At 67.5% G+C, this 20,467-nt stretch carries 20 protein-coding genes; 5 read left to right on the forward strand and 15 right to left on the reverse strand.

Annotation, left to right across the window (positions count from 1 at the left end):
- On the forward strand, nucleotides 1-357 hold a 357-nt coding region (locus CQY20_RS34845), incomplete at its 5' end, for a hypothetical protein (RefSeq protein ID WP_097940595.1).
- A 44-nt stretch (nucleotides 358-401) separates the two neighbouring features.
- Here CQY20_RS34845 and CQY20_RS13480 read toward each other — a convergent pair.
- The 4 genes from CQY20_RS13480 to ypfJ form a co-directional block, all read right to left on the reverse strand.
- Nucleotides 402-920 (reverse strand): DinB family protein, encoded by a 519-nt coding sequence (locus CQY20_RS13480; RefSeq protein ID WP_097940596.1) that lies wholly within the window; start codon nucleotides 918-920, stop codon nucleotides 402-404.
- Nucleotides 917-1,207: a hypothetical protein gene (locus tag CQY20_RS13485; RefSeq protein WP_234816233.1), complete on the reverse strand. Its 291-nt coding sequence runs from the start codon at nucleotides 1,205-1,207 to the stop codon at nucleotides 917-919. The genes CQY20_RS13480 and CQY20_RS13485 overlap by 4 nt, the downstream gene beginning before the upstream one ends.
- 87 nt (nucleotides 1,208-1,294) lie before the next feature.
- Nucleotides 1,295-2,941: a DUF885 domain-containing protein gene (locus CQY20_RS13490; protein ID WP_097940597.1), complete on the reverse strand. Its 1,647-nt coding sequence runs from the start codon at nucleotides 2,939-2,941 to the stop codon at nucleotides 1,295-1,297.
- Nucleotides 2,934-3,830 carry a KPN_02809 family neutral zinc metallopeptidase gene (gene ypfJ / locus CQY20_RS13495; RefSeq protein ID WP_097940598.1) on the reverse strand — a complete coding sequence of 299 codons (897 nt, stop codon included), beginning with the start codon at nucleotides 3,828-3,830 and terminating at the stop codon, nucleotides 2,934-2,936. The genes CQY20_RS13490 and ypfJ overlap by 8 nt, the downstream gene beginning before the upstream one ends.
- A gap of 31 nt (nucleotides 3,831-3,861) precedes the next feature.
- Between ypfJ and CQY20_RS13500 the strand changes: the two genes are divergently transcribed.
- Nucleotides 3,862-5,367 carry a carboxylesterase/lipase family protein gene (locus CQY20_RS13500; protein WP_097940599.1) on the forward strand — a complete coding sequence of 502 codons (1,506 nt, stop codon included), beginning with the start codon at nucleotides 3,862-3,864 and terminating at the stop codon, nucleotides 5,365-5,367.
- On the opposite strand, the gene CQY20_RS13505 is transcribed toward CQY20_RS13500, so the two are convergent.
- Genes CQY20_RS13505 through CQY20_RS13515 form a run of 3 tightly spaced genes read right to left on the reverse strand, consistent with a single transcriptional unit; the run spans nucleotide 5,364 to nucleotide 9,933 of the window.
- Entirely contained in the window at nucleotides 5,364-5,870 is a 507-nt protein-coding gene (locus tag CQY20_RS13505) for an SRPBCC family protein (RefSeq protein WP_097940600.1), read from the reverse strand. The two genes, CQY20_RS13500 and CQY20_RS13505, sit on opposite strands and share 4 nt — an antisense overlap.
- A 19-nt stretch (nucleotides 5,871-5,889) precedes the next feature.
- A complete protein-coding gene (locus CQY20_RS13510) occupies nucleotides 5,890-9,039 on the reverse strand; it encodes an ATP-binding protein (protein ID WP_272938811.1) in 3,150 nt (1,049 codons plus the stop codon).
- Between the two features lie 9 nt (nucleotides 9,040-9,048).
- A complete protein-coding gene (locus CQY20_RS13515; RefSeq protein WP_097940601.1) occupies nucleotides 9,049-9,933 on the reverse strand; it encodes an oxidoreductase in 885 nt (294 codons plus the stop codon).
- Between the two features lie 77 nt (nucleotides 9,934-10,010).
- On the opposite strand from CQY20_RS13515, the gene aspS reads away from it, so the two are divergent.
- A complete protein-coding gene (gene aspS / locus CQY20_RS13520) occupies nucleotides 10,011-11,786 on the forward strand; it encodes an aspartate--tRNA ligase (protein ID WP_097940602.1) in 1,776 nt (591 codons plus the stop codon).
- A complete protein-coding gene (locus CQY20_RS13525) occupies nucleotides 11,783-12,205 on the forward strand; it encodes a nitroreductase family deazaflavin-dependent oxidoreductase (protein ID WP_097940603.1) in 423 nt (140 codons plus the stop codon). Before aspS ends, CQY20_RS13525 begins: the two co-directional genes overlap by 4 nt.
- A gap of 42 nt (nucleotides 12,206-12,247) precedes the next feature.
- Here the strand turns inward: CQY20_RS13525 and CQY20_RS13530 are convergent, their stop codons facing one another.
- Nucleotides 12,248-13,228, reverse strand: a complete 981-nt coding sequence (locus CQY20_RS13530) for an NmrA family NAD(P)-binding protein (RefSeq protein WP_337425281.1) — start codon at nucleotides 13,226-13,228, stop codon at nucleotides 12,248-12,250.
- Nucleotides 13,137-14,318: a thiolase family protein gene (locus CQY20_RS13535; RefSeq protein ID WP_097940605.1), complete on the reverse strand. Its 1,182-nt coding sequence runs from the start codon at nucleotides 14,316-14,318 to the stop codon at nucleotides 13,137-13,139. Before CQY20_RS13535 ends, CQY20_RS13530 begins: the two co-directional genes overlap by 92 nt.
- A gap of 95 nt (nucleotides 14,319-14,413) precedes the next feature.
- Between CQY20_RS13535 and CQY20_RS13540 the strand changes: the two genes are divergently transcribed.
- Complete coding sequence (locus tag CQY20_RS13540) at nucleotides 14,414-14,875, forward strand: winged helix-turn-helix transcriptional regulator (protein WP_097940606.1); 462 nt, start codon at nucleotides 14,414-14,416, stop codon at nucleotides 14,873-14,875.
- On the opposite strand, the gene CQY20_RS13545 is transcribed toward CQY20_RS13540, so the two are convergent.
- From CQY20_RS13545 to CQY20_RS13570, 6 genes are read right to left on the reverse strand one after another with little or no spacing between them, the layout of a single operon-like run.
- Complete coding sequence (locus tag CQY20_RS13545) at nucleotides 14,872-15,924, reverse strand: isocitrate/isopropylmalate dehydrogenase family protein (protein ID WP_097940607.1); 1,053 nt, start codon at nucleotides 15,922-15,924, stop codon at nucleotides 14,872-14,874. The genes CQY20_RS13540 and CQY20_RS13545 overlap by 4 nt on opposite strands.
- Nucleotide 15,925: 1 nt before the next feature.
- Complete coding sequence (locus CQY20_RS34500; RefSeq protein WP_097940608.1) at nucleotides 15,926-16,759, reverse strand: sugar phosphate isomerase/epimerase family protein; 834 nt, start codon at nucleotides 16,757-16,759, stop codon at nucleotides 15,926-15,928.
- Nucleotides 16,756-17,433 carry an aspartate/glutamate racemase family protein gene (locus tag CQY20_RS34505; RefSeq protein WP_097940609.1) on the reverse strand — a complete coding sequence of 226 codons (678 nt, stop codon included), beginning with the start codon at nucleotides 17,431-17,433 and terminating at the stop codon, nucleotides 16,756-16,758. The genes CQY20_RS34500 and CQY20_RS34505 overlap by 4 nt, the downstream gene beginning before the upstream one ends.
- 48 nt (nucleotides 17,434-17,481) lie before the next feature.
- Nucleotides 17,482-18,543: a Gfo/Idh/MocA family protein gene (locus CQY20_RS13560; protein WP_097940610.1), complete on the reverse strand. Its 1,062-nt coding sequence runs from the start codon at nucleotides 18,541-18,543 to the stop codon at nucleotides 17,482-17,484.
- Nucleotides 18,540-19,370 (reverse strand): DUF6282 family protein, encoded by an 831-nt coding sequence (locus CQY20_RS13565; protein WP_097940611.1) that lies wholly within the window; start codon nucleotides 19,368-19,370, stop codon nucleotides 18,540-18,542. The genes CQY20_RS13560 and CQY20_RS13565 overlap by 4 nt, the downstream gene beginning before the upstream one ends.
- Nucleotides 19,367-20,464, reverse strand: coding sequence for an ABC transporter ATP-binding protein (locus CQY20_RS13570; RefSeq protein ID WP_097940612.1), 1,098 nt, complete (start codon nucleotides 20,462-20,464; stop codon nucleotides 19,367-19,369). The genes CQY20_RS13565 and CQY20_RS13570 overlap by 4 nt, the downstream gene beginning before the upstream one ends.
- Between the last annotated feature and the right edge of the window lie 3 nt (nucleotides 20,465-20,467).

Genomic DNA, 20,467 nt, shown 5'->3' on the forward strand with positions numbered 1-20,467 from the left:
GCACTCGAGATTCTCGGCGCCGACGTCTTCGACCTCGCCGACAACCTCGACGCGGTCGTTCGCGATCCGGAACGGGCTCACGCCACCGTCGTCGTCGCCGCCGACGCCTATGCGACCGACGCCCGGGTGCGGCAATTCGTCTCCGACTTCGACCGCAGCGGAGCAGAGGTGGCGCTGTGGGGTGAGGCGGGTTCGCTCGGGCTCGACGTCAGCGCGGTCGGCTACCGGATGAGTTCGGCGGCGCGAGCGTTCAAAGCGCAGGCGCTGCTCGCACTCGGGCTGCCGACTGACGCGGTGGCGCCGACGGAGGCGGTGTTGCACTGCGGTGTGACCGCGCCACCTCCGCGGGCACTCTGATCGTGAGATGACCTGTGCCTCTGCAGCTTTAGCGACGAGCGCCGTCAGCCACGGTCGACGTCGTGCGCGTGGTGCACGATGTCGTGCAGGTGGTAGATCGCCATCGATGCGATCGTGAACTCACTGCCGTTGCTGCGCAGGCCGCGCCGTGTCCACCCGTCATCCGGCACGTGATCGTAGGTGTCGGCGACACGGTAGGCCGCGTCGACGAGTTGCGCGCCGACGACGCCGGGATCCTGTGAGGCGTAGTCGTCTTCGATCGCGGTCGCATCCTGGTCCCAGTTCGGGAAGCGCGGTGCGTGCTCGGCGAGCATCAGCCGCACGCGCTCATCGAAGATCCGGTGCACGTCGCGAATGTGGCAGCCGTACTCCAGCGTCGACCACACCGAGGGATTCGGCCGTATGCGGGCCTCGGGCGCGCTGAGCCTGCGCGGCCACTGGTCGGCGTCGGCGCGGATGCGGTCGGCCACGTCGGTGTGATGCACCGCGGGCCCGTCGAATCCGCACTCCGGGCAGCGACGGTCGATGACCCACGTCCAGTCCTTGGTGTCGGGCACGATCATGTCAGCGTGTCATCTACTGCGCGGATTTGGTCGGCGGCACCGGAGACGATGGTCGACAGGCACAGGGGGAGCGGTCTGGGGAGCTCGGCCGCAACGCGCTGGAAGATCGGGATCTCCCAGTCCTCGAATACCGGCGGCGCGAGTTCGGCTTCGCCTCTGATGGCGGCGCCGTGGCCGGGCGCGCCGGTGTCGATCAGCGTCATCGAGTCGTCGTCGCGCCAGGCGTAGAACTGCCAGCCGTCCACCCGCAGCATCGTCAGACTGGGCGTCACGGCCACCGATTCCATGGCCCGACCCTACGATCTGGGGCGTCGTGTCGAAAGTCGATTCGCTTTCGGTGAACCGTGCCATGCACCGGAGCAAACGCGCATGGCTCAATTCTCCGTCAACGCGGACCTGAGCACATCCAGGGGCAGGCCGCCCAGATCCAATGCGCGCCGGTGGAATTCCTTCAACGACAGGCCGCGGGCTAACATCTCGTCGCGCAGTCCCTGCCAGATCCGTTGCCCGATGGCATACGACGGCGCCTGCCCGGGCCACCCCAAATAGCGGTCCAGCTCGAAGCGGAGCTTGGCTTCCCCCATCGCACTGTGCACCTGCAGGAAAATCCAGGCCTTGTCGGCGTCCCAGATACCGCCGTCGGGGGCGGTCATGCCGCAGTGCACGCCCACATCGATGATCACTCGCGCCGCCCGGAAACGTTGCGCATCAAGCATTCCCATCCGGTTGCCTGCGTCGTCGAGCCAGCCCAGCTCGGCCATCAGCCGCTCGGCGTACAGCGCCCAGCCCTCGCCGTGTCCGGACACGAAGCAGCCCAGCCGGCGCCACCGGTTCAACTGGTCGGCCAGCACGACGGCGCGTCCGACTTGCAGATGATGGCCCGGCACTCCTTCGTGGAAGACGGTGGTCATCTCCTGCCAGGTGTGGAACGTGTCGACGCCAGGCGGCACCGACCACCACATCCGGCCCGGCCGGGCGAGGTCCTCCGACGGACCGGTGTAGTAGATGCCGCCGGTGCTGGTGGGCGCAATACGGCACTCCAGGTTCCGTAACGGCTCGGCGATCTCGAAGTGCGTGTCCGCCAACGCATCCACGACGCGATCGGACAGGTCCTGCATCCATGCTTGCAGGGCGTCAGTGCCGTGCACGACGTAGCGCGGCTCCTCGTCCAGCCGAGTCAACGCCTCGGCCACCGTCGAGCCCGGATACAACCGGTGAGCGATCGACTCCTGTTCGGCTACAACGGAATCCAGAAACCGCAGCCCCCACTCGTAGGTCTCGTCGAGATCCACCTCGGCGCCGAGATACAGTCGTGAGAACAGCCGGTAGGCGTCGCGGCCGAACGCGTCGACACCACGCGCACGCGGCGCGATCTCGTCGCGCAATACCGACGCCAGCCGGCTGTACGCATCGGCTGCTGCGGAGGCCCGGTTTTGCAGTTCGGCGTAGAGCACGTCGTTGCCGGGCGTGGCGGCTGCGGCCATGTCGACGAACAACTGCTGGATCTGGCACGCCTGCTCGATGCCTCGGCTGACCTGGCGCACGGCGGGCGCATGACCTGCCGCTGCCGCGACCCGAAGCGCGGCCGCATACCCCTCGATCCGCTCGGGGATACGCGACAAGCGCCGGCTGATGATTCGCCATTCGTCCTCGGTGTCTACAGCCATCAGGTCGAACACGTTGCGCATCGTCTGCAGCGGCGAGGCGATCACGTTGAGCTCACCGACGTCCAGACCCGCCGCGTGCAGTTCGAGCTGGATTCCCAAGCGGTCGCGCATGGCCGCGATCGTCACTCGGTCGACATCGTCAACCGGAGCCACGCTGTCGAGCTCACGAAGCGCGGCGCGGGCGGCTTCTGCGCGCGCGGCGACGCCGTCGGGCGAGTAGTCGGTGATCTCGCTCTCGTACTCGGAGTCGTCGCCGATGATGCCCATTTCCGTTGCCGCACACGGATCCAGCGCGGCGAACGTCGCCAGATAGCGCTCGGCTACGGCATCGACGGCGGTGGTGCGCCTAACCAAGATCGGGCACTGCGAAGGTGTCGCACTTGTTCGGATCGCCAGTCTGGTATCCGGTCGTGAACCACTTCTGTCGTTGTTCGGACGAGCCGTGCGTCCACGACTCGGGGTTGACCCGTCCGGTCGCCTGCTTCTGGATCCGGTCGTCACCGACGGCCGCTGCCGCCGACAGCGCATCGGCGATGTCCTGGTCGGTCAACGGGTTCAGGAACGGCACGTCGGTGCCTTCCTGCTTGGTGATCGTCGCGTAGTGCGCCCACACGCCGGCATAGCAATCGGCCTGCAACTCGGTGCGCACCCCTGCACCCGTGGCGCCCTGAGCGCCCTGCTGCGCCCGCCCGAGCGTGCCCTGCAGATTTTGGATGTGGTGACCGAACTCATGAGCCACCACATACTCCTGCGCGAGAGGGCCTCCGCTGGAACCGAATTGGTCACGCAGCACGTCGAAGAAGCCGGTGTCGAAATACGCGGTCTGGTCGGCGGGGCAGTAGAACGGGCCGACGTCGCTGGTGGCCCCGCCGCAGCCAGTGTCGACGTAATCGGTGAACAACCGCACATGCGGACGGGTATAGCCCTGCATGTGCTGCGCCCAAACCCCGTCGAGGGAGTTTCCGGTCGCCACCACCCGGCACTGCACGATCTCGTTGGCGTCAGCGCCGGTGCGGCACTGGCTCAGGTCGAAACCGGGAGCCTCGACACCCGAACCCGCGTAGGGGTTGTCCTGCTGGCTGAGCACCGAGCTTGGATCGACCCCCAGGAGCAACGCCACGACCACGATGAGCAGGCCGCCGACACCGCCGCCGACCGCGAGTCCGCGGCCAGGGCCACGGCCGCCACCTCCGCTGGTCGACGTCGTGCTGGTGTCGATCCGCATGCCCTCGTTGAAGGTCATAGCTGCAAGCTTTGCACACTACGATTTCGGTGTGGCCGTCGTTGCCGGACATTCCACCGTCGCACACACGAATGCGGGAGACCTGCGCGGCACCACCGAGGGCTCGGTCGGGGTTTGGCGCGGCGTGCCGTACGCCGAGCAGCCGGTCGGTGAGCGGCGCTTCCTCGCGCCCGCGCCGCTGAAGCCGTGGTCTGGTGTGCGCGACGCCGTCGAGCACGGGCCGCTGCCGCCGCAGAGCAAATCGTTCGTCGGCGGTGGCCGCGACGATCCGAAGGTCCGCGACGAGGCGTGCCTGACGCTTACGGTGTGGTCGCCCGACACCAGCGGATCGCTTCCGGTGATGGTGTGGATTCCCGGCGGCGCATTCGTGTTCGGCGCGGGCCAGTTTCAGCTGTACAACGGGTCGCGGCTGGCCGCCAACGGCAATGTTGTCGTCGTCAACATCACTTACCGCATCGGCGTGTTCGGTGGATTCGAACTCGGCGACCTCGGCGACGGTTTCGACGACAACCTGGCCTTGCGCGACCAGATGGCCGCGTTGCATTGGATCCAGGAGAACATCGCCGCATTCGGCGGCGACCCGGACCGGGTCACGATCTTCGGGGAGTCGGCGGGCGGCACGTCCGTGCTTGCGCTGCTGGCCAGCCCCGCCGCCGACGGCCTGTTCCGCCGCGCGATCGCGCAGAGCCCCGCGCTGCCGCTGATCGCCGACCGCGAGCTGCGGGCCAGGCGAGCGCACGAGTTCCTGGCACGGCTGGGTGTGAGCGCCGCCGAGGTGAAATCGCTTCCGCAACGTCAGCTGCGCCGCGCCGCGGGCCGCCTGCAGCTCAAGAGCGCCGCCACGACGCCGACGCTGGCGTACGGCCTGACCTACGGGACCGACCTGCTGCCGCGGCATCCCGTGGCCGCGGCACGCGCAGGCGCGCTGGCCAAGGTGCCGCTGATCATCGGCACCAACAGCCACGAGGCGTCGATGTTCGCGTGGACCAAGCCGCCGATGCTGCCGACGACGACAGCGTCGATCGACGCCTACATCGACCGTGTCGCGCCCGACCGGCGTGACGAACTCTTGGCGGCGTATCCGGACTATCCGCGCCGACGGGCGCTGGTCGCGTTGGGCTCCGACGTCATGTTCGGCGGGCCGACCTGGGCCTTCGCCGACGCCTACAGCGCGCACGCGCCGACGCACATGTACCGGTTCGACCATTTCGGCTGGAGCCTGCGGGTGCTCGGTCTCGGCGCCACCCACGGCAGCGAGATCGTGCACATTCAGCACAGCTACGGCTCGTTCCTCGGCCGCAAGATGCATCCGCTGGGTCGGCGGCTGGCACCCGCGGTCGGCAAGCGCATGCAGCGCGCGTGGCTCGATTTCGCCGCGCAGGGCTGGGACAGCGGCGAGATCTGCTGGTCCAGCGGCCAGGAGTGGCCGATCTACGAGACCGAGCGGCGGTGCACCCGCATCATCTTGTCCGCCCGCGACAAGGTCGTCTCCGATCCCGACCGCGATCGCCGGCTCGCCTGGGTCGGGCTGTACTAGGCGGTCGCCGGGTAGCGGCGCCGCGCGTAGTCGCGCAGGTTGTACAGGAACTTGCCGAACATCCAGCCCATCGCCGGGCGTCCGAGCGACATTCCCAGCCGCGCGGCGGTCCCGTTCGGTTTCATCGCCATCACCCAGGTCAGGTGGCAGCCGTTGGCCGTGGGTTCGATGCGGTAGTCCTCGGCGAACGCCGCGATGCTTCCGGTGGATGCCTCGTTGAATCGAAATGCCAAGTGCGAGTAGGGCTCCCACGCCAAGTACTCTTCGTCGCCGACGATGCCGCCGCGCATGTTGACCACCCGGCTGGTGCCGACGCCGTGCGGCTGCGGACTGGTCCATGTCACCTTGGTGATCACCGTCGCCCAGTGCGGCCACGATTCGGCGTCGTCGAGCACCTCCCAGAGTTGTTTCGGGGTGATCGCCAGATCGACGGTGGAAACGAATCGATAGGGCGCGGTGTCGATGAAGTCCAACCCGACGCGCTCGCACGGCTTCATGGCCATACAGGTTAGGTCATGGTGTCTAGTCCATGGCGTTGGCGATCGCGATGTGGCCCAACATGCCCGTCTCCTCGGCCCTGGCTCGGTACCGATCCCTGAAATGGCGGTAGCGCTCGTGGTCACTTCGCGCCGACGCGAGCATCGCGTTGAGCCGCAGCAATGGCAGTTCGTGGTAGAGATACACCGGTTCGGTCGGCGTCGCCGCCAGCTCGTCGACAGCGGCCTGCGCCAGTACGACGTCCCCGGGCAGCCCGCGCCGAAGCAGCGCATCGACCAGGACCGTCGTGCTCCAGCCCCGGTTCATCATCTCGCCGCTGCGGGTCTCTTCGGCCAGCACGCCCCGACACAGTTCGATGGCTGCGTCGTAGTCGCCGGTCCGGACCTTCTCCGCGGCGAGTTCCAGATCTGCGCACCACGAGGTGATGATGGTGAACCGGTGGTTATCCGCGACTCGGCGGCACTTCTCGAGCAATTCGAACCCCAGCTGCCGATCGACGTCATCTCGTCGAACAAGTACTGTGCCACGCACGAATTCGCACGTGGTCAACGAGAAGTCATCACCGAATTGCCGTGCGATTTCCAGCGCTTCGGCAGTGTCGTTCAGCGCTGTATCGTCCGCCAACAGCGCCCAGTTCTCAATCGCGATGTACTTGAACATGACGGCTGCGCAGAAGGTGAAAGTATCTGCGGCGCGTGCCAATTCCACGGCCCGGTCGTAGTCCCGTTCCCAGCCGTCGATCCCGGAGATGCATGACGCCGACGCATGCAGCGCCAGAGCGAACGCCAAGGGTGATCCGATAACCAGGTTGCCCATTGTGGGGTCGCCGTCGGCCAACTCGATGGTGCGTCGGGCGAGCCTGCGCGCCTCGGCCATCTCACCGACGTCCCACTTGGCGACGATCGGTATGGGCATCAGCCCGACGGTCACCTCAGCGTCGTCGATGGACTCGAGCAATGCCACGAATTCGTCAGCCATTTCCGCTGCTTCGGCGTACTTGCCGTAGAAGTTCAACATCTGGATCAACCCAGTCATGCCGAAGGCCAGCGATCGCTTGTCGCCCGTAGCGGTTGCGAGCTCACGCAATTCGTCGAAACCGATGTCGGCGAGTTCACCTCCGACGCGCCAGAACGTGGCGCACAACAATGTGCGCGGGGCGATCCGCATCGACGTTCGCGCGGGGTGGTCCTCGGGTAGTCGGTCGGCGACCGTACGTGCCCGCTGCCAGTTGATGCGGGCAGCGGTGATGTCACGGTGGGTGGACCACGCCCCTGCGCGCATGTACCACTCGAAGGCCGCTGCCAGCTCACCTGCCGATTCGAGGTGCGTGGCGATCAGTGCGGCGTTCGCCTCAGCCGATTCGGGATCGCCCTCCTCCAGGGCGGTCGCGATCTTGCGGTGCAGTGTCGCGCGATCCGACTTCAGCTGTGATTCGTATGCCACGGCACGCAGCAGCGGATGCCGAAAGGCATAGTCCCGCGCCTGCGACTCCGTCACCTTCTGGAGGAGTTCTGCATCCAGCAGGGGTTTGAGGGCGACGTCGTCGAGTACCGCTGCGAGCAGATCCGCGCTGAACCGTGATCCGATGACGGCGGCGCCGCAGAGCGTGCGCTTGGCAGCCGCGTCGAGGCGGTCGATGCGGGCAGCGATCGTCGCGTGCACGGTTGCGGGGACCGCGACGTCACCTTCGGCCCGACGGACGTAGGCACCCCGCTCACCCTCGACCACGCCGCGTTCGACGAGATCTCTGATGATCTCCTCGGTGAAGAACGGGTTGCCGGCGCTGCGTTCTGCGACGTGTGGAGCCACGTCGGCCACCGACGGATCAGACCCGAGGAGTTCGGTGACGAGTGTCGACGCGTCGGTCGCGTCGAGAGGCGACAACGAGATCGTCGTTGCGCCGGAGTCGGCGCGTAGGGCGCCGCGGTATTCCGGGCGGTAGGTGATGAGGACCAGCGACGGCGTCTGCACCGCGACCGAGATGAACTCGGCGAGCATCGATTCGCTTACCGCGTCCATCCAGTGCGCATCTTCTATGACGAAAAGAGCCGGCGCGTCGCGTGCCTGCGACGCCGCGTTCAGCAGGCTTGCCAGCCGCCGTCGCCGTGCGTCGGGGTCGATCGGAACGGCCGAACCAGCGTCGCCGATCCTCAGCAAGTCGTCGAGGAGCACGAGGTCGTCCTCGTTCGAGGCCGGCAACGTTGCACGAATCTTCGTGCGCGCAGCTTCGGGACTCAGGTTGCCGACGGCGAAGAACTGGCGCAGCAAGCCTGCCGCGGCATGAAAGGGGACATCTCTGGAATGGGACTCGCAATATGTCTGAAAGACGTCGATACCACGGTTCTTCGCCATCCTCGAAGCCTCGCCGGCCAGCCGGCTCTTGCCGATCCCCGGTGGTCCCACCACGCCGACGACGGCTCCCTGGCCGCTGATCGCCTTCTCCATGAGGTCAGCCAATGCGCGCATCTCGGATGCTCGCCCGACGAGCGGCGACAGGCGCCGATCCGATAAGGCGTGGCCGGACTTGACCGCAAGCAGTTGGCGCGCGACGACCGGTTCCGCCGAGCCTTTGATCCGAACCGCCTCCGGCTCGCCGAGTTCGGTCGAAAGTTCGACGAGGCGCGCCGTTGATTCGCTGAGCATCACCCCGCCGGGCGGAGCCACCGATTCCATTCGCTGAGCCATCCCGACGTGCCGACCCGAGGCGGTGTAGCCCATCGGGCCTGATCCGATGTCGCCGGCCACGACTGCACCCGAGTTCAGCCCCACACGCAACTTCAACGCGACGCCGTAGCGCGCGTCGAATTCGGCCGCGAGTCTCTGCGCCTCGGCTTGGACGTCCAACGCGGCCAGGCAGGCCCGTACAGCGTGGTCTTCCATCGCAATCGGCGCGCCGAACAGGGCCATGAAGCCGTCGCCGGTGAATTGGGTCACCGCGCCGCCGTAGCGTCGCACCACCGCTCCGCAGCACTCGACGAGTTCAGTCATGATCTCGCGCAGGCCTTCCGCGCCCAGAGTGGCGGCGATGTCCATAGACCGCACCACATCGGCGAAGAGGACTGTTACGTGCTTGTATTCGGCGTGCTGCTCGACACGCTCGAGCCGCGCCCCGCATGTGTCACAAAACCGCGCGGTCGCGCGCAACGCTGTGCTACCGCACGCATGACAGCGCACGCATGCACTCTAACCAGGGCCGTCGCTCGCTGCGGCCAATAATGCAACCACCCCGTCGCTGATCGGCGTGGCGATTCCGTGCTGGGCGCCTTTGCGGGAGATCACGCCGTTGCGGATGTCCCATTCCAGCGGGCGGCCGGCCAACCGATCGGTGAGCGCCGAGGTGGTTATGTCGGTCTTGGACACGAACAGGTCGATGACTTGGTCGATGACCTCGTCGCCCAGGTTGGCACCCTCTGCGCGGGCCACCGCGAGGCACTCGGCCAGATACCGGCGCGACAACGCCGCGATGTCGTCGCGACGGAACATGCCGGAGCGCCGCCCGGTCAGCACCATCAGGTCGGCCACCGCGTTGACCAACAGCTTGCGCCACGCCTCGGTGACGAAGTCGGGTTCGAGTTCCACGGTGGCCCCGGTGTCGCGCAGCAGGTCTGCGAGTGTTTGCGAGGCGGCTCCCTCGGGCAGCACCAGTCGGACGCCGGTGCGCAGCCAAATCCCGCCCTCGGGATGCGGTTCGGCCGAGAACCACACCACCGCCGGCACCACTGTCGACGACGGGCACAGCGGCCCGACCCGCTCGATTTGTTCGACCCCGTTCTGCAGCGCATACACGACGGTGCGTTGGTCGCACAGCTTCGCCAGCCAGCCCGCCGAGTCCTGGTTCTGCGTGTCCTTGACCGCCACCAGCACGACGTCGACGGAGCCGTCGACATCGGCGGGGTCGGTGTGCACGGGTCCGGGCACGACAATCGGGTCCTTACGGTGGGGCTTGACCTCGATGTGGTCTCGCGGCGTGCGCCCGCACAACACCACCTGATGGCCTGCGGTGTGCAGAAGCGCCGCCATGGTCGCCCCGATCGCCCCTGGGCCGACGACTGCGATGCTGGTCCCCATAAGGCAAAACTACCGGCGGAGCGGCTGCCTCTAGACTGTGGCAGTCCTATCGTCAGGCAATTCCCAGGGAGTTTGTTGTGCTGCGCACCCACGCCTCCGGTTCGTTACGGGCCACCGATGCCGGTCAGCAAGTGACGCTGGCCGGGTGGGTTGCGCGTCGCCGTGACCACGGCGGGGTGATCTTCATCGATCTGCGCGACGCCTCCGGGATTTCGCAGGTGGTGTTCCGCGAGCCCCACGTGTTGGAGGCCGCGCACCGGCTGCGTGCAGAGTTCTGCGTCGCCGTCGAAGGCGTCGTGGAGATCCGGCCGGAGGGCAACGAGAATCCTGAAATCGCCACCGGCGAAATCGAAGTCAACGCAACGTCGTTGACGGTGCTGGGGGAGTGCGCACCGCTGCCGTTCCAGCTCGACGAGCCCGCGGGCGAGGAAGCGCGGCTGAAGTACCGTTACCTGGATCTGCGCCGCGAAGGGCCGGGCAACGCAATCAGGTTGCGCTCCAAGGTGAATGCGGCGGCCCGCGATGTGCTTACCAAACACGATTTCGTCGAGATCGAGACCCCGACGCTGACCCGGTCGACGCCCGAGGGCGCCCGCGACTTCCTGGTGCCCGCGCGGTTGCAGCCCGGCGAGTTCTACGCGCTGCCGCAGAGCCCGCAGTTGTTCAAGCAGCTTTTGATGGTCGCGGGCATGGAGCGCTACTACCAGATCGCGCGGTGCTATCGCGACGAGGACTTCCGCGCCGACCGGCAGCCGGAGTTCACCCAGCTCGACATGGAGATGAGTTTCGTCGACGCCGAAGACGTCATCGCGATCTCCGAGGAGATCATCGCGGCGCTGTGGGCGCTGATCGGATACGAGGTGCCGCTGCCGCTGCCGCGGATCACCTACTCCGACGCGATGCGCCGATTCGGTACGGACAAGCCCGATCTGCGGTTCGGCGTCGAACTCGTCGAGTGCACGGAGTTCTTCAAGGACACCCCGTTCCGGGTGTTCCAGGCGCCCTACGTCGGCGCGGTCGTGATGCCGGGCGGGGCGTCGCAGCCGCGCCGCACGCTCGACGCCTGGCAGGACTTCGCCAAGCAGCGCGGGCATCGCGGCCTGGCCTACGTGCTGGTGGGGGAGGACGGCACCCTCGGCGGGCCCGTCGCCAAGAACCTGTCGGATGCCGAACGCGACGGTCTGGCAGCACATGTCGGCGCGTCACCGGGCGACTGCATCTTCTTCTCGGCCGGCCAGGCGAAGCCGTCACGGGCGCTGCTCGGCGCGGTTCGGGTCGAGATCGCCAAGCGGCTGAACCTCATCGATCCCAACGCGTGGGCGTTCACCTGGGTGGTGGATCCGCCGTTGTTCGAGCCGGCCGACGAGGCGACCGCGGCCGGTGACGTCGCCGTCGGCTCGGGCGCGTGGACGGCCGTGCACCACGCCTTCACCGCGCCCAAGCCCGAACACGAGGACAAGATCGACAGCGATCCGGGCAGCGTGCTGGCCGACGCGTACGACGTGGTGTGCAACGGCAACGAGATCGGCGGCGGCTCGATCCGTATTCACCGCCGCGACATCCAGGAGCGGGTCTTCGCGGTGATGGGTCTGGACAAGGCGCAGGCCGAGGAGAAGTTCGGCTTCTTGTTGGAGGCGTTCATGTTCGGCGCGCCGCCGCACGGCGGCATCGCGTTCGGGTGGGACCGCATCACCGCGCTGTTGGCGCGCGTCGACTCGATCCGTGAGGTGATCGCGTTCCCGAAGTCCGGCGGCGGCGTCGACCCGCTGACCGGTGCGCCCACCCCGATCACGCCGCAGCAGCGCAAGGAATCGGGAATAGACGCCATACCCGAGAAGCTGGACAAGAGATGACAGAGATCTCCGACTTCCAGTCGTTCAACAGAGGCGTCATCGAGGAGTTTCGCGCCAACGGCGGCAAGGTCGGCCCGCCCTTCGAGGGCAGCCACATCCTGCTGCTGCACACCACCGGCGCGAAGTCCGGCCAGCCCCGGATCTCGCCGCTGGCCTACTTCCCGGTCGACGACACGATCTTCGTCGTCGGCTCCTACGCCGGTTCCGACGTGGACCCCGCATGGGCGCACAATTTGCGGGCCTATCCGCAGGCGCGCGTCGAGGTAGGCACCGACGCCTACGACGTGGCTGCGCGTGAGTTGCCGCGCGCCGAGCGCGATGAGCTCTACCCGCGGCTGGTCGAGATCGCGCCGGTGTTCGCCCAGTATGAGGCCAAGACCAGCCGGGTCATCCCGATCTTCGAGCTGCAGAAGGCCTGACGCTTTCCCGCGACTTGCTGAAAACGCAGTATCGAGCGGCTATCAGGCGGAAGTCGTCGCATAACCGACTTCGAACAACGAGCGGCGTTCGTCGACGAACTCCTCCACCGTGCGAAGACGTCGCCCGGTTATCGTCGCGGCGGCGCCGCTCACGCCTGCCAGCCGTCCCTCTCGTTGGTCGACAGTGACCGCCTCGAAGTGCCTGAGCCTGGCGGTGTCATCGGGCATGCCGAGCAGATCCAGGAACGTCGAAACCGTGACTTGTTCGAACGGAAGCTCTTTCGCGAGCACACGGCCGACCTCGGCAGCCAGCTCCTGGTGGCTGTACTCGACGGGGCCCGTCAAGGTATAGGTGCGACCGGCGTGTCGCTCGGGGTCGCCCAGAATGGTGGCGGCGGTCAGCGCGATGTCGCTGCCGGCGATCGGCGCGAAGCGACTGTCCGCATCGAAGGGCATGACGTAGCGGCCGTGTCGGATCAGATCGGCGATGTAGGTCAGCCATTCCATGAAGAACGTCACCCGCAGATTGGTCGTCGGGATCCCGGACCAGGCGAACAGCTGCTCGGAGAGCCAGTGGTTCTGTGTCGCTTTGCTGCGGGCCTGCGGGCGCGACTGAATGTGCGACATGTTGACGATCAGTTCGACGTGATTTTCCTTCGCGGCCTGTGCGAACATGACCGCCGCTTCGACGAGTCCCTCCCCGACCGGGAAGTTGAAGTACGCACGCTGCACGCCATCGAGGGCAGCCCGAACGTCGCGGAGCGTCAGCAAGTCGCCGAACACAACTTCGGCACCACTGTCGCGAAGGCGTTGCGCTCGCGCGTCATCCTTGCGGACCATCGCCCTGACCTGCAATCCATGCTCGAGCAGATCATCGACCATCGGCCGCCCCGTATCACCGTTCGCGGTTGTGACCAGAACTCTCGTCATGTCAGAGTCGCTCGATGATGGTGGCGTTGGCCATCCCGCCGGCTTCGCACATGGTCTGTAACGCGTAGCGGCCGCCGCGCTGCTCGAGCGCATTGACCATCGTCGTCATGATCCGCGCGCCGCTTGCGCCCAGCGGGTGACCGATCGCGATCGCGCCGCCGTTGACGTTCGTCTTCGCCAGATCGGCGCCGGTGTCGTGCGCCCACGCCAGCACCACAGGGGCGAATGCCTCATTGACCTCGAACAGGTCGATGTCGGCGAGCGTGAGCCCGGCCCGCCGCAGCACCTTCTCGGTGGCGGGAATGACGCCGGTCAACATGTACAGCGGATCCGAGCCGACGACGGTGGCCGTGTGAATACGGGCCAACGGCCGCAGGCCAAGCCGCTTGGCCACCTCCGACGTGGTGATCAGCACTGCGGCGCTGCCGTCGGACAACGGCGACGAATTGCCCGCGGTGATCGACCATGTGATCTGTGGGAAGCGCTGCTCGTAGGCCGGGTTGTAGAAGGCCGGCTTCAAACCTGAAAGCGTCTCGACCGTCGTTTCCGGACGGATGATCTCGTCGGTGGTCAGCCCCGCGATGGGTGCCAGCTCGTTGTCGAAGTGGCCCTCTTTCGTTGCGGCGGCGGCCTTTTCGTGGCTGCTCGCCGAGAACTCGTCGAGCTGCTGGCGCGAGAAGCCCCACTTGGCGGCGATCAGTTCCGCGCTGATGCCCTGCGGCACAAGGCCTTCGGGATAGCGCTGCACCATCGCGCCGAACGGGTCGCTGCCCGGTGTGATGTTCGAGCCCATCGGCACCCGGCCCATCGACTCGACGCCCGCGGCGACGACGATGTCGTACGCGCCGGCGATGACGCCCTGGGCGGCGAAGCTGATGGCCTGCTGGCTGCTGCCGCATTGGCGGTCGACGGTGGTGCCGGGAACGGATTCGGGGAACCCGGCGCCGAGCAGCGCGTTGCGGGCGATGTTGGCGGCCTGGTCGCCGACCTGGGTGACGGCCCCGGCGATGACGTCGTCGATCTGGGCGGGGTCGACGCCCGTGCGCGCGACCAGTTCCCTGAGGCTGTGGCCGAGCAGGTCGACGGAGCGCACGTCGTGCAGTGCGCCGCTGGCCTTGCCCTTTCCGATGGGGGTGCGTACCGCACCGACGATGACCGCGTCGCGGCCTGCATATCCGGCCATTTCTGCCTCCTGTGCCTCATCGCTGAGTGAAGCTATCTATACCCAGCTATACCACCTGGGTATACTTAGAACAACTCAGGAGCGGGGAGAATTCCATGACTGTTCTGCAGGGCAAGTTGGCCGACCGCAGCGCATGGTCGGCGGTGGGCGAATGCCCGATCGAGAAGACGATGGGGTTGCTCGGCACCAAGTCGGCGATGCTGATCCTGCGCGAGGCGTACTACGGCACGACGCGGTTCGACGACTTCTGCACCCGCGTCGGCATCACCCGGGCTGCCGCGGCGGCGCGGCTGAACGAACTCGTCGACGCGGGGCTGCTGACACGGCGGCCCTACCGCGAACCCGGGCAGCGGGCGCGCGAGGAGTATGTGCTGACGCAGAAGGGCGTGGATTTCATGCCGGTGGTCTGGGCGATGTTCGAGTGGGGCCGCAAGCACCTGCCCACCCGTTCGACGCTGCGGCTCGCCCACACCTGCGGCGCCGAGGCCAGCGTCGAGATCCGCTGTGCAGAGGGGCACCCCGTGCCCCCCGACGAGCTCGTGGTCCGGCTTCCCTAGCCGCGGCCCATGAGTTCGGCCACTCGCGCTGCGACCGCCTTGCCGACGGTGGCAGTGTCGGCCGAGCCACCCAGATCCGGTGTGCGCGTGTCCTCGACCGCGAGGACATCGCCGACCGCTTGCTCGACCGCTTTGGCCGCGGCGGTCTCCCCGAGATGGTCGAGCAGCATCCCGGCCGACAGGATCAACGCCACCGGGTTGGCAGTACCCGTGCCCGCGATGTCGGGCGCCGCGCCGTGGGCGGCCTCGAACATGGCGTGCCGCTCGCCGATGTTGGCGCCGGGTGCCAGCCCGATGCCGCCTGCCAGGCCGCCACAGACGTCGGACAGGATGTCGCCGTACTGATTGTCGAGAATGATGACGTCAAGCAGCTCAGGGGATTTCGCGAGACACAGCCCCACGGCATCGACCATCATGTCGCCGAACTCGATGTCCGGGTTCGCTTGCGCGACCGCGGCCGTGGTGCTCAACATCAGACCGTCGGAGAGGTTCAGGACGTTGGCCTTGTGCCCGAGCGTGACCCGTCGGCGCGACTTCGACCGCGCCCACGCGAACGCGTAGCGGGCCAGCCGCTCGCAGGCGCCCGCGGTCACCACCTTGACGGCCACCGCGGCGGAATCGCCGATGGTGTGCTCGATTCCGGAGTAAAGCCCTTCGGTGACCTCCCGCATGATGACCACGTCGATCTGCGGTGCGCGCGCGGGAACGCCGGGATATGCGCGGACCGGCCGCACGTTGACGAAGAGTTCGAGTTCTCTGCGCAGCGCGTTGTTGACGCTGGGGTACACCACGTCGCGCCCGTGGCGCTGCTTGGTGATCCGGCCGGTGCCTTTGGGCGCCAACAGCGGCGCCTTCAGGATGGCGTCGGCCTCGCGCAGGATCTCCAACGTCTGATCGGGCACCGGTTCATCCCACCGGTCGACGGCCGCTGCACCGGCGTCGGCGAACACGAAATCCAGTTCGACGCCGGTGGCCCGCAACACGGTGAGCGCGGCATCGGTGATCTCGGGGCCGATTCCGTCACCGGATATGACTGCAACGGTGTACATCTCAGCTTGCTCCTCGCAACGTGCGCAGTGTGGTGAGCGACGTCTCGGCTGCGGCCCGGCTATCGCCGCGTTGACTGTGCTCCAGAGTCAGCCAGCCCTTGTAATCGAGCCGCTCCAACAGCGCCAAGAACCCGGCAATGTCGAATGTTCCCTCACCGAGCGGACCCCGATCCGAGTCGGCGAGTTGGACGTGATTCAGCAGCGCGCCCGCGTCGGTTGCGGCGACCACGACATCGTCCTCCTCCTTGGCGGCATGCCACAGGTCGAAGACCAACCCCGCGCCCGGCATCGGCGCCGACGCGACGCCCAGGAAGTCGACCGTCGCGCCGACCGTGGACAAGAAGCTGCCGCTCTGCGGCTCGACCAGAATGGCCTGTCCACCCGCCGCGGCGCGTTCGGCCAGTTCCGCGATCGCCTCCCGAGCCCAAATACGTTGCAGCTCTTCACTACCGGCGTCCAACTCGCCCTTAGCGCGACCCAGCGTCACCGGCACCCCGTGCTGGACGGCCAGGTCGATAATGCCGCTCAACCGCCGAAGCGCCTCCGCCCGCACCTGCGGATCGGTCGATGTGAAGGTGAGACCGTCGTCGGTCGCCACCGGTCCGGTCGCCAGCGCGGCGATGCCGAGGCCGCGGGCCCGCACCTGCTCGACGAGACCGGCCGAGGCCGCCGCGTCCGCGTCGCGGACCTGGATCTCGACGCCGTCGTAGCCGAGCGCGGCCAAGTCGTCGAGGGCTGCAGGCAGCTCCGCTTGGTAGGCGAGCTCGGGTATCGCACGGCACTCGGGTGAAGAAATCGTGTAAGCGACGGACCAATTCGCCACCACTGTCGTCATGCCTCCTCGGTTAGCTTGGCGCGCAATTCCTTTGCCGCGGCCCGTGGTCCGCTGTAACACGGGACGCCGAACCGCTCCTGCAGCGCACCCGCGGCGGCGGAGAGCGAGTACTGGGCCAGCAGCAGCGCCGCAGCGCCGCTGTTCACCAGCCGCTCTGCCGGTTTGGTCAACGCTGTCACCAGTGCGGCCTGGTCTGCGGCCTCGGCGGCCGCCGCGGCCTCGGTGCACACCTCTACATCGCCGGTGACGGCGTCGGATCCGCCCGCCGCTTCGTGGACGAGCTGCAGCGCCGGGTCGGCCGCCGCGGGTGTCGAGCACAACACCCCGACGCGGCTGTGGCCATCGGCGACCACTTGCCGGTACATCGCCGCGTCCGGCTTGATCACGGGCCTGTCGTAGCGCGGCGCGACCTCGTCGACAACGGCGGAGTAGGCCGAGCACGTCAGGCCGACCGCGTCGGCTTTCGCCCGCATCGCGTGTCCCACCAGACCGGCGATCCGATCCTTGAGCGGTGCGGTCATCACACCCGTTTCGGCGAGGTCGACGAGAAGCCGGTCGTCGAGAAGGTTCCACAGCCGCACGTCGGGGATCTCCTCCCGCAGCGCTTCGACGGCGGGGGCGATCGCCAACGGGGTAGCGTGCACGAGCGCCACCAGGGGACCGGATTCGGTCACGATACCTCCTTCCTATTGTCAAGCCTCGTATTGTCAAGCCTCGTATTGTCAAGCGAGACAAAAACATTGAGCCTCGTCGCCGCGGATGACATCACCCGTTTGCGCGGAGCGGTAGGCGGCGAACACCAGGCCGAGGGTGCGCAGATTGTCTGCCGGTGTGGTCTCCACCTGCCCGTGGAAGCGCACTGCGTCGACGAACGAGGCGATGGCGGCGGCGTAGCTGTCCTCGTATGCGGTGGCGGCAGGCTCATGGGCGGTGCGGCACGAGGCGCCTGCGGGGCCGTCGACGACGACGCTCAACCGGCCGGTGCGGTCGATGAACGCCGAACCCAGTGTCCCTTCGACGGCAACGTCCTCGGAGCGCACCGGGGGATCGGGGTATCCCATTGCGGCGTAACTGCGTTCGAGGACGACCGTGCGCTGTGGATACCCGAGCACCACCAATGCGCAGTCCTCGCCCCGGACATGCGGGCTGACCCGGTGTAACCGCGCGTACACGTCGGTCGGCTCGCCGAACAGGAACCGGGCGATGTCGATCTGGTGGATGACCGACTCCAGCACGAGAAGCGGTTGCGCGTCGGCGAAGAACGGTTGTCTATCCAGGCTGTACGGCACCTCGGGGTGTCTGGCCGTTGTGACGGTGCCCGCGAACCGCATCGCCAGCCGAGCCCAGTGCACGTCTCCGAGCTCACCGGTCGCGAGCACGTCGTGCAGGGCGCGGTACCACGAGCGGAACCGCCAGTTTTCGTGCACCATCACCGGTGCGCGCGCCGCGGCCGCCGTGCGGGCGATGGCACGCGCGTCCTCGAGGTTGTCGGCGAGCGGCTTCTGACACATCACCGGAAGGCCCCGCTCGACGGCCAATTCGACGTAGCGGTGGTGTGTCGCGGGCGGCGAGGCGACGTCCAGCACGTCGACGGCCCCGGCGTCGAGCATCGCAGCGACCGTGGGGAACACGTCGGATATGCCGAGCGCGTCGGCCCGTTGCCGAATGTCGGCGTCCTCGCTGACCACCGCGGCGACGTCCGCGCCCGCCGCGCGCCATCCGCGCACGTGCATCGGCGCGACGAAACCCGCCCCGACGAGACCGACCCGTATCTTCTCGATCACCGCGGCGCCGCCTCGTCGAGCAGTGCCAACGGCAACTCGCGCGCCATACGGCCGATCTCTCGGTCACTGAAGCCGAGTTTGGTCAGCCCGCTGATGAAGCCGGCGAATCCGTCGACCGGGTGCGGTTGGTCCGGTTGGCCGAGATCGCTTCCCAGGATTGAGGATTCGCAGCCCACCCCACTGATGCGGGCCGCGATACCCGCGAGGTCGGTGACCGTGTGCGCACGCGGAAGCAGCCGCTCGAGCACCGCGCCTGCCGCGCTGAGCTCTTTCTGCGCCGCCACGTCGATGTGGTTCACCCGATGCTCGGGGTGCGTCACCACCACCTTGCAGTCCCGACCACGGGCGTACTCCGCGACCGCCATCACCTCGCGCTGCCCAAGGTGTCCGGTGCACAGCACCGCTCGCGCCTCGGCCACCAGATCGATCACCTCGACGACTTCGTCGCGAAGCGCGCCGCGGTCGGTCAGTACGGGCAGGGGTGGCCCGGCCGCGTGGGCGAGTGCATCGTGCGTGGGCATCCACACGATGCGTCCGTTCATCGCCAGCGCGGCGGCCACGGCATCCGGGTTGATACCTCCCACAGCGCGATTCAGCGTCACCCCGCCCCAGAGCCGTAGCTCCGGCACCGCTTCCTGGACCACCGCAGCGACGTCAGCGGTCACGGCATGGTGCGATTTCGCCACCAGGCCCGCCATTCCCGCCGCGCGAGCGTCGGTGGCCAGTTGCAGCCATGTGAGCCGGCGGGGACGGACGTCGGGGGCGGCGTGCAGGTGGAAGTCGATGAGCCCGCGGACCGTCGCAGTGGCGTCGGCATCGATACTCACTTGGACCCGATCACGATCAGGTCGTCGGGGTCGATGCCCAGCCACGCCTCGGCACCGGGCGGCAAGGCGCGACCGACCGACGTGCGCACCTGCAGTGTCGATCCGAACACCTCGACGAGGTACTCGCGGGTGTCGCCGAAAAAGCTTGATTTGCTGACGGTTCCGCGATGCCACTGCGTCTCGGTCTGGGTGGTCGGCTCGTCGGTGGACACCCGGATGCTCTCGGCGCGCACGCACGCGACGACAGCCTGGTTGAGCGCGATCGTCGTGGTCGCGCGTCCGATCAGAACCGTGCCGTCGGGCATCTTGACGTGCGGTCGGCCGCCCTCGGCGGCCTCGTCCTGCGCGCGGCAGTCGATGAGGTTGCTGGTGCCGATGAAGCGGGCGACGAACGGCGTGCGGGGGTTGGCGTAGACGTCCTCCGGCGCACCCACCTGATGCAGCACGCCGTCGCACATCAAAGCGATCCGGTCGGACATGCTCATCGCCTCGGCCTGGTCGTGGGTGACGTACAGCGCGGTCAGGCCGAGCCGCTGCTGCAACTCGCAGATGTCCAGCCGCATGCGTTCGCGCAGCTTCGCGTCGAGGTTGGACAGCGGCTCGTCGAGCAGCAGCAGCGACGGGTTGTAGGCCACCGCGCGGGCAAGGGCCACGCGCTGCTGCTGTCCGCCGGAGAGTTCCGACGGGTAGCGGTCGATGTAGTCGGCCATGTGCACCAGGTCGAGCGCCTCACGCACCCGTGACGCGAGCTCGTCCTTGCTCACCTTGCGGGTGCGCAGTCCGTAGCCGACGTTCTTCCCGACCGTCATGTGCGGCCACAGCGCATACGACTGGAACACCAGGCCGATGTCGCGGCGGTTGGACGGCACGCTGATGCCGTCGTCGCCGGATGACACCAGCCGATCGCCGATGCGAACGGACCCGGTCGTCGGGGCTTCGAAGCCGGCGACCATCCGCAACGTGGTGCTCTTGCCGCAGCCGCTGGGACCCAGCAGTGCGACGAACTCGCCGTCGGCGACATCGAGGTCGACGTCCGCGACGGCGGTCACGTCGTCGTACTTCTTCGAGATGTGGGACAGCGTCAGTCCTGGCATCGG

The sequence above is a fragment of the Mycolicibacterium agri genome, from assembly GCF_002553505.1.
GTDB lineage: Bacteria > Actinomycetota > Actinomycetes > Mycobacteriales > Mycobacteriaceae > Mycobacterium > Mycobacterium agri.

Bases quoted from the DNA above. Each gene is read 5' to 3' on its own strand.
- CQY20_RS13485 (WP_234816233.1), bottom strand. From the start codon at position 1,207: ATGGAATCGGTGGCCGTGACGCCCAGTCTGACGATGCTGCGGGTGGAC.
- CQY20_RS13505 (WP_097940600.1), bottom strand. From the start codon at position 5,870: ATGGCCATGAAGCCGTGCGAGCGCGTCGGGTTGGACTTCATCGACACC.
- CQY20_RS13570 (WP_097940612.1), bottom strand. From the start codon at position 20,464: ATGCCAGGACTGACGCTGTCCCACATCTCGAAGAAGTACGACGACGTG.
- CQY20_RS13530 (WP_337425281.1), bottom strand. From the start codon at position 13,228: ATGCGCTCGAGCAGCGCGGCGGCCGCTACGCGTTACAGACCATGTGCG.
- CQY20_RS13480 (WP_097940596.1), bottom strand. From the start codon at position 920: ATGATCGTGCCCGACACCAAGGACTGGACGTGGGTCATCGACCGTCGC.
- ypfJ (WP_097940598.1), bottom strand. From the start codon at position 3,830: ATGACCTTCAACGAGGGCATGCGGATCGACACCAGCACGACGTCGACC.
- CQY20_RS13515 (WP_097940601.1), bottom strand. From the start codon at position 9,933: ATGGGGACCAGCATCGCAGTCGTCGGCCCAGGGGCGATCGGGGCGACC.
- CQY20_RS34500 (WP_097940608.1), bottom strand. From the start codon at position 16,759: ATGACGACAGTGGTGGCGAATTGGTCCGTCGCTTACACGATTTCTTCA.
- CQY20_RS13545 (WP_097940607.1), bottom strand. From the start codon at position 15,924: ATGTACACCGTTGCAGTCATATCCGGTGACGGAATCGGCCCCGAGATC.
- CQY20_RS13540 (WP_097940606.1), top strand. From the start codon at position 14,414: ATGACTGTTCTGCAGGGCAAGTTGGCCGACCGCAGCGCATGGTCGGCG.
- CQY20_RS13525 (WP_097940603.1), top strand. From the start codon at position 11,783: ATGACAGAGATCTCCGACTTCCAGTCGTTCAACAGAGGCGTCATCGAG.
- CQY20_RS13535 (WP_097940605.1), bottom strand. From the start codon at position 14,318: ATGGCCGGATATGCAGGCCGCGACGCGGTCATCGTCGGTGCGGTACGC.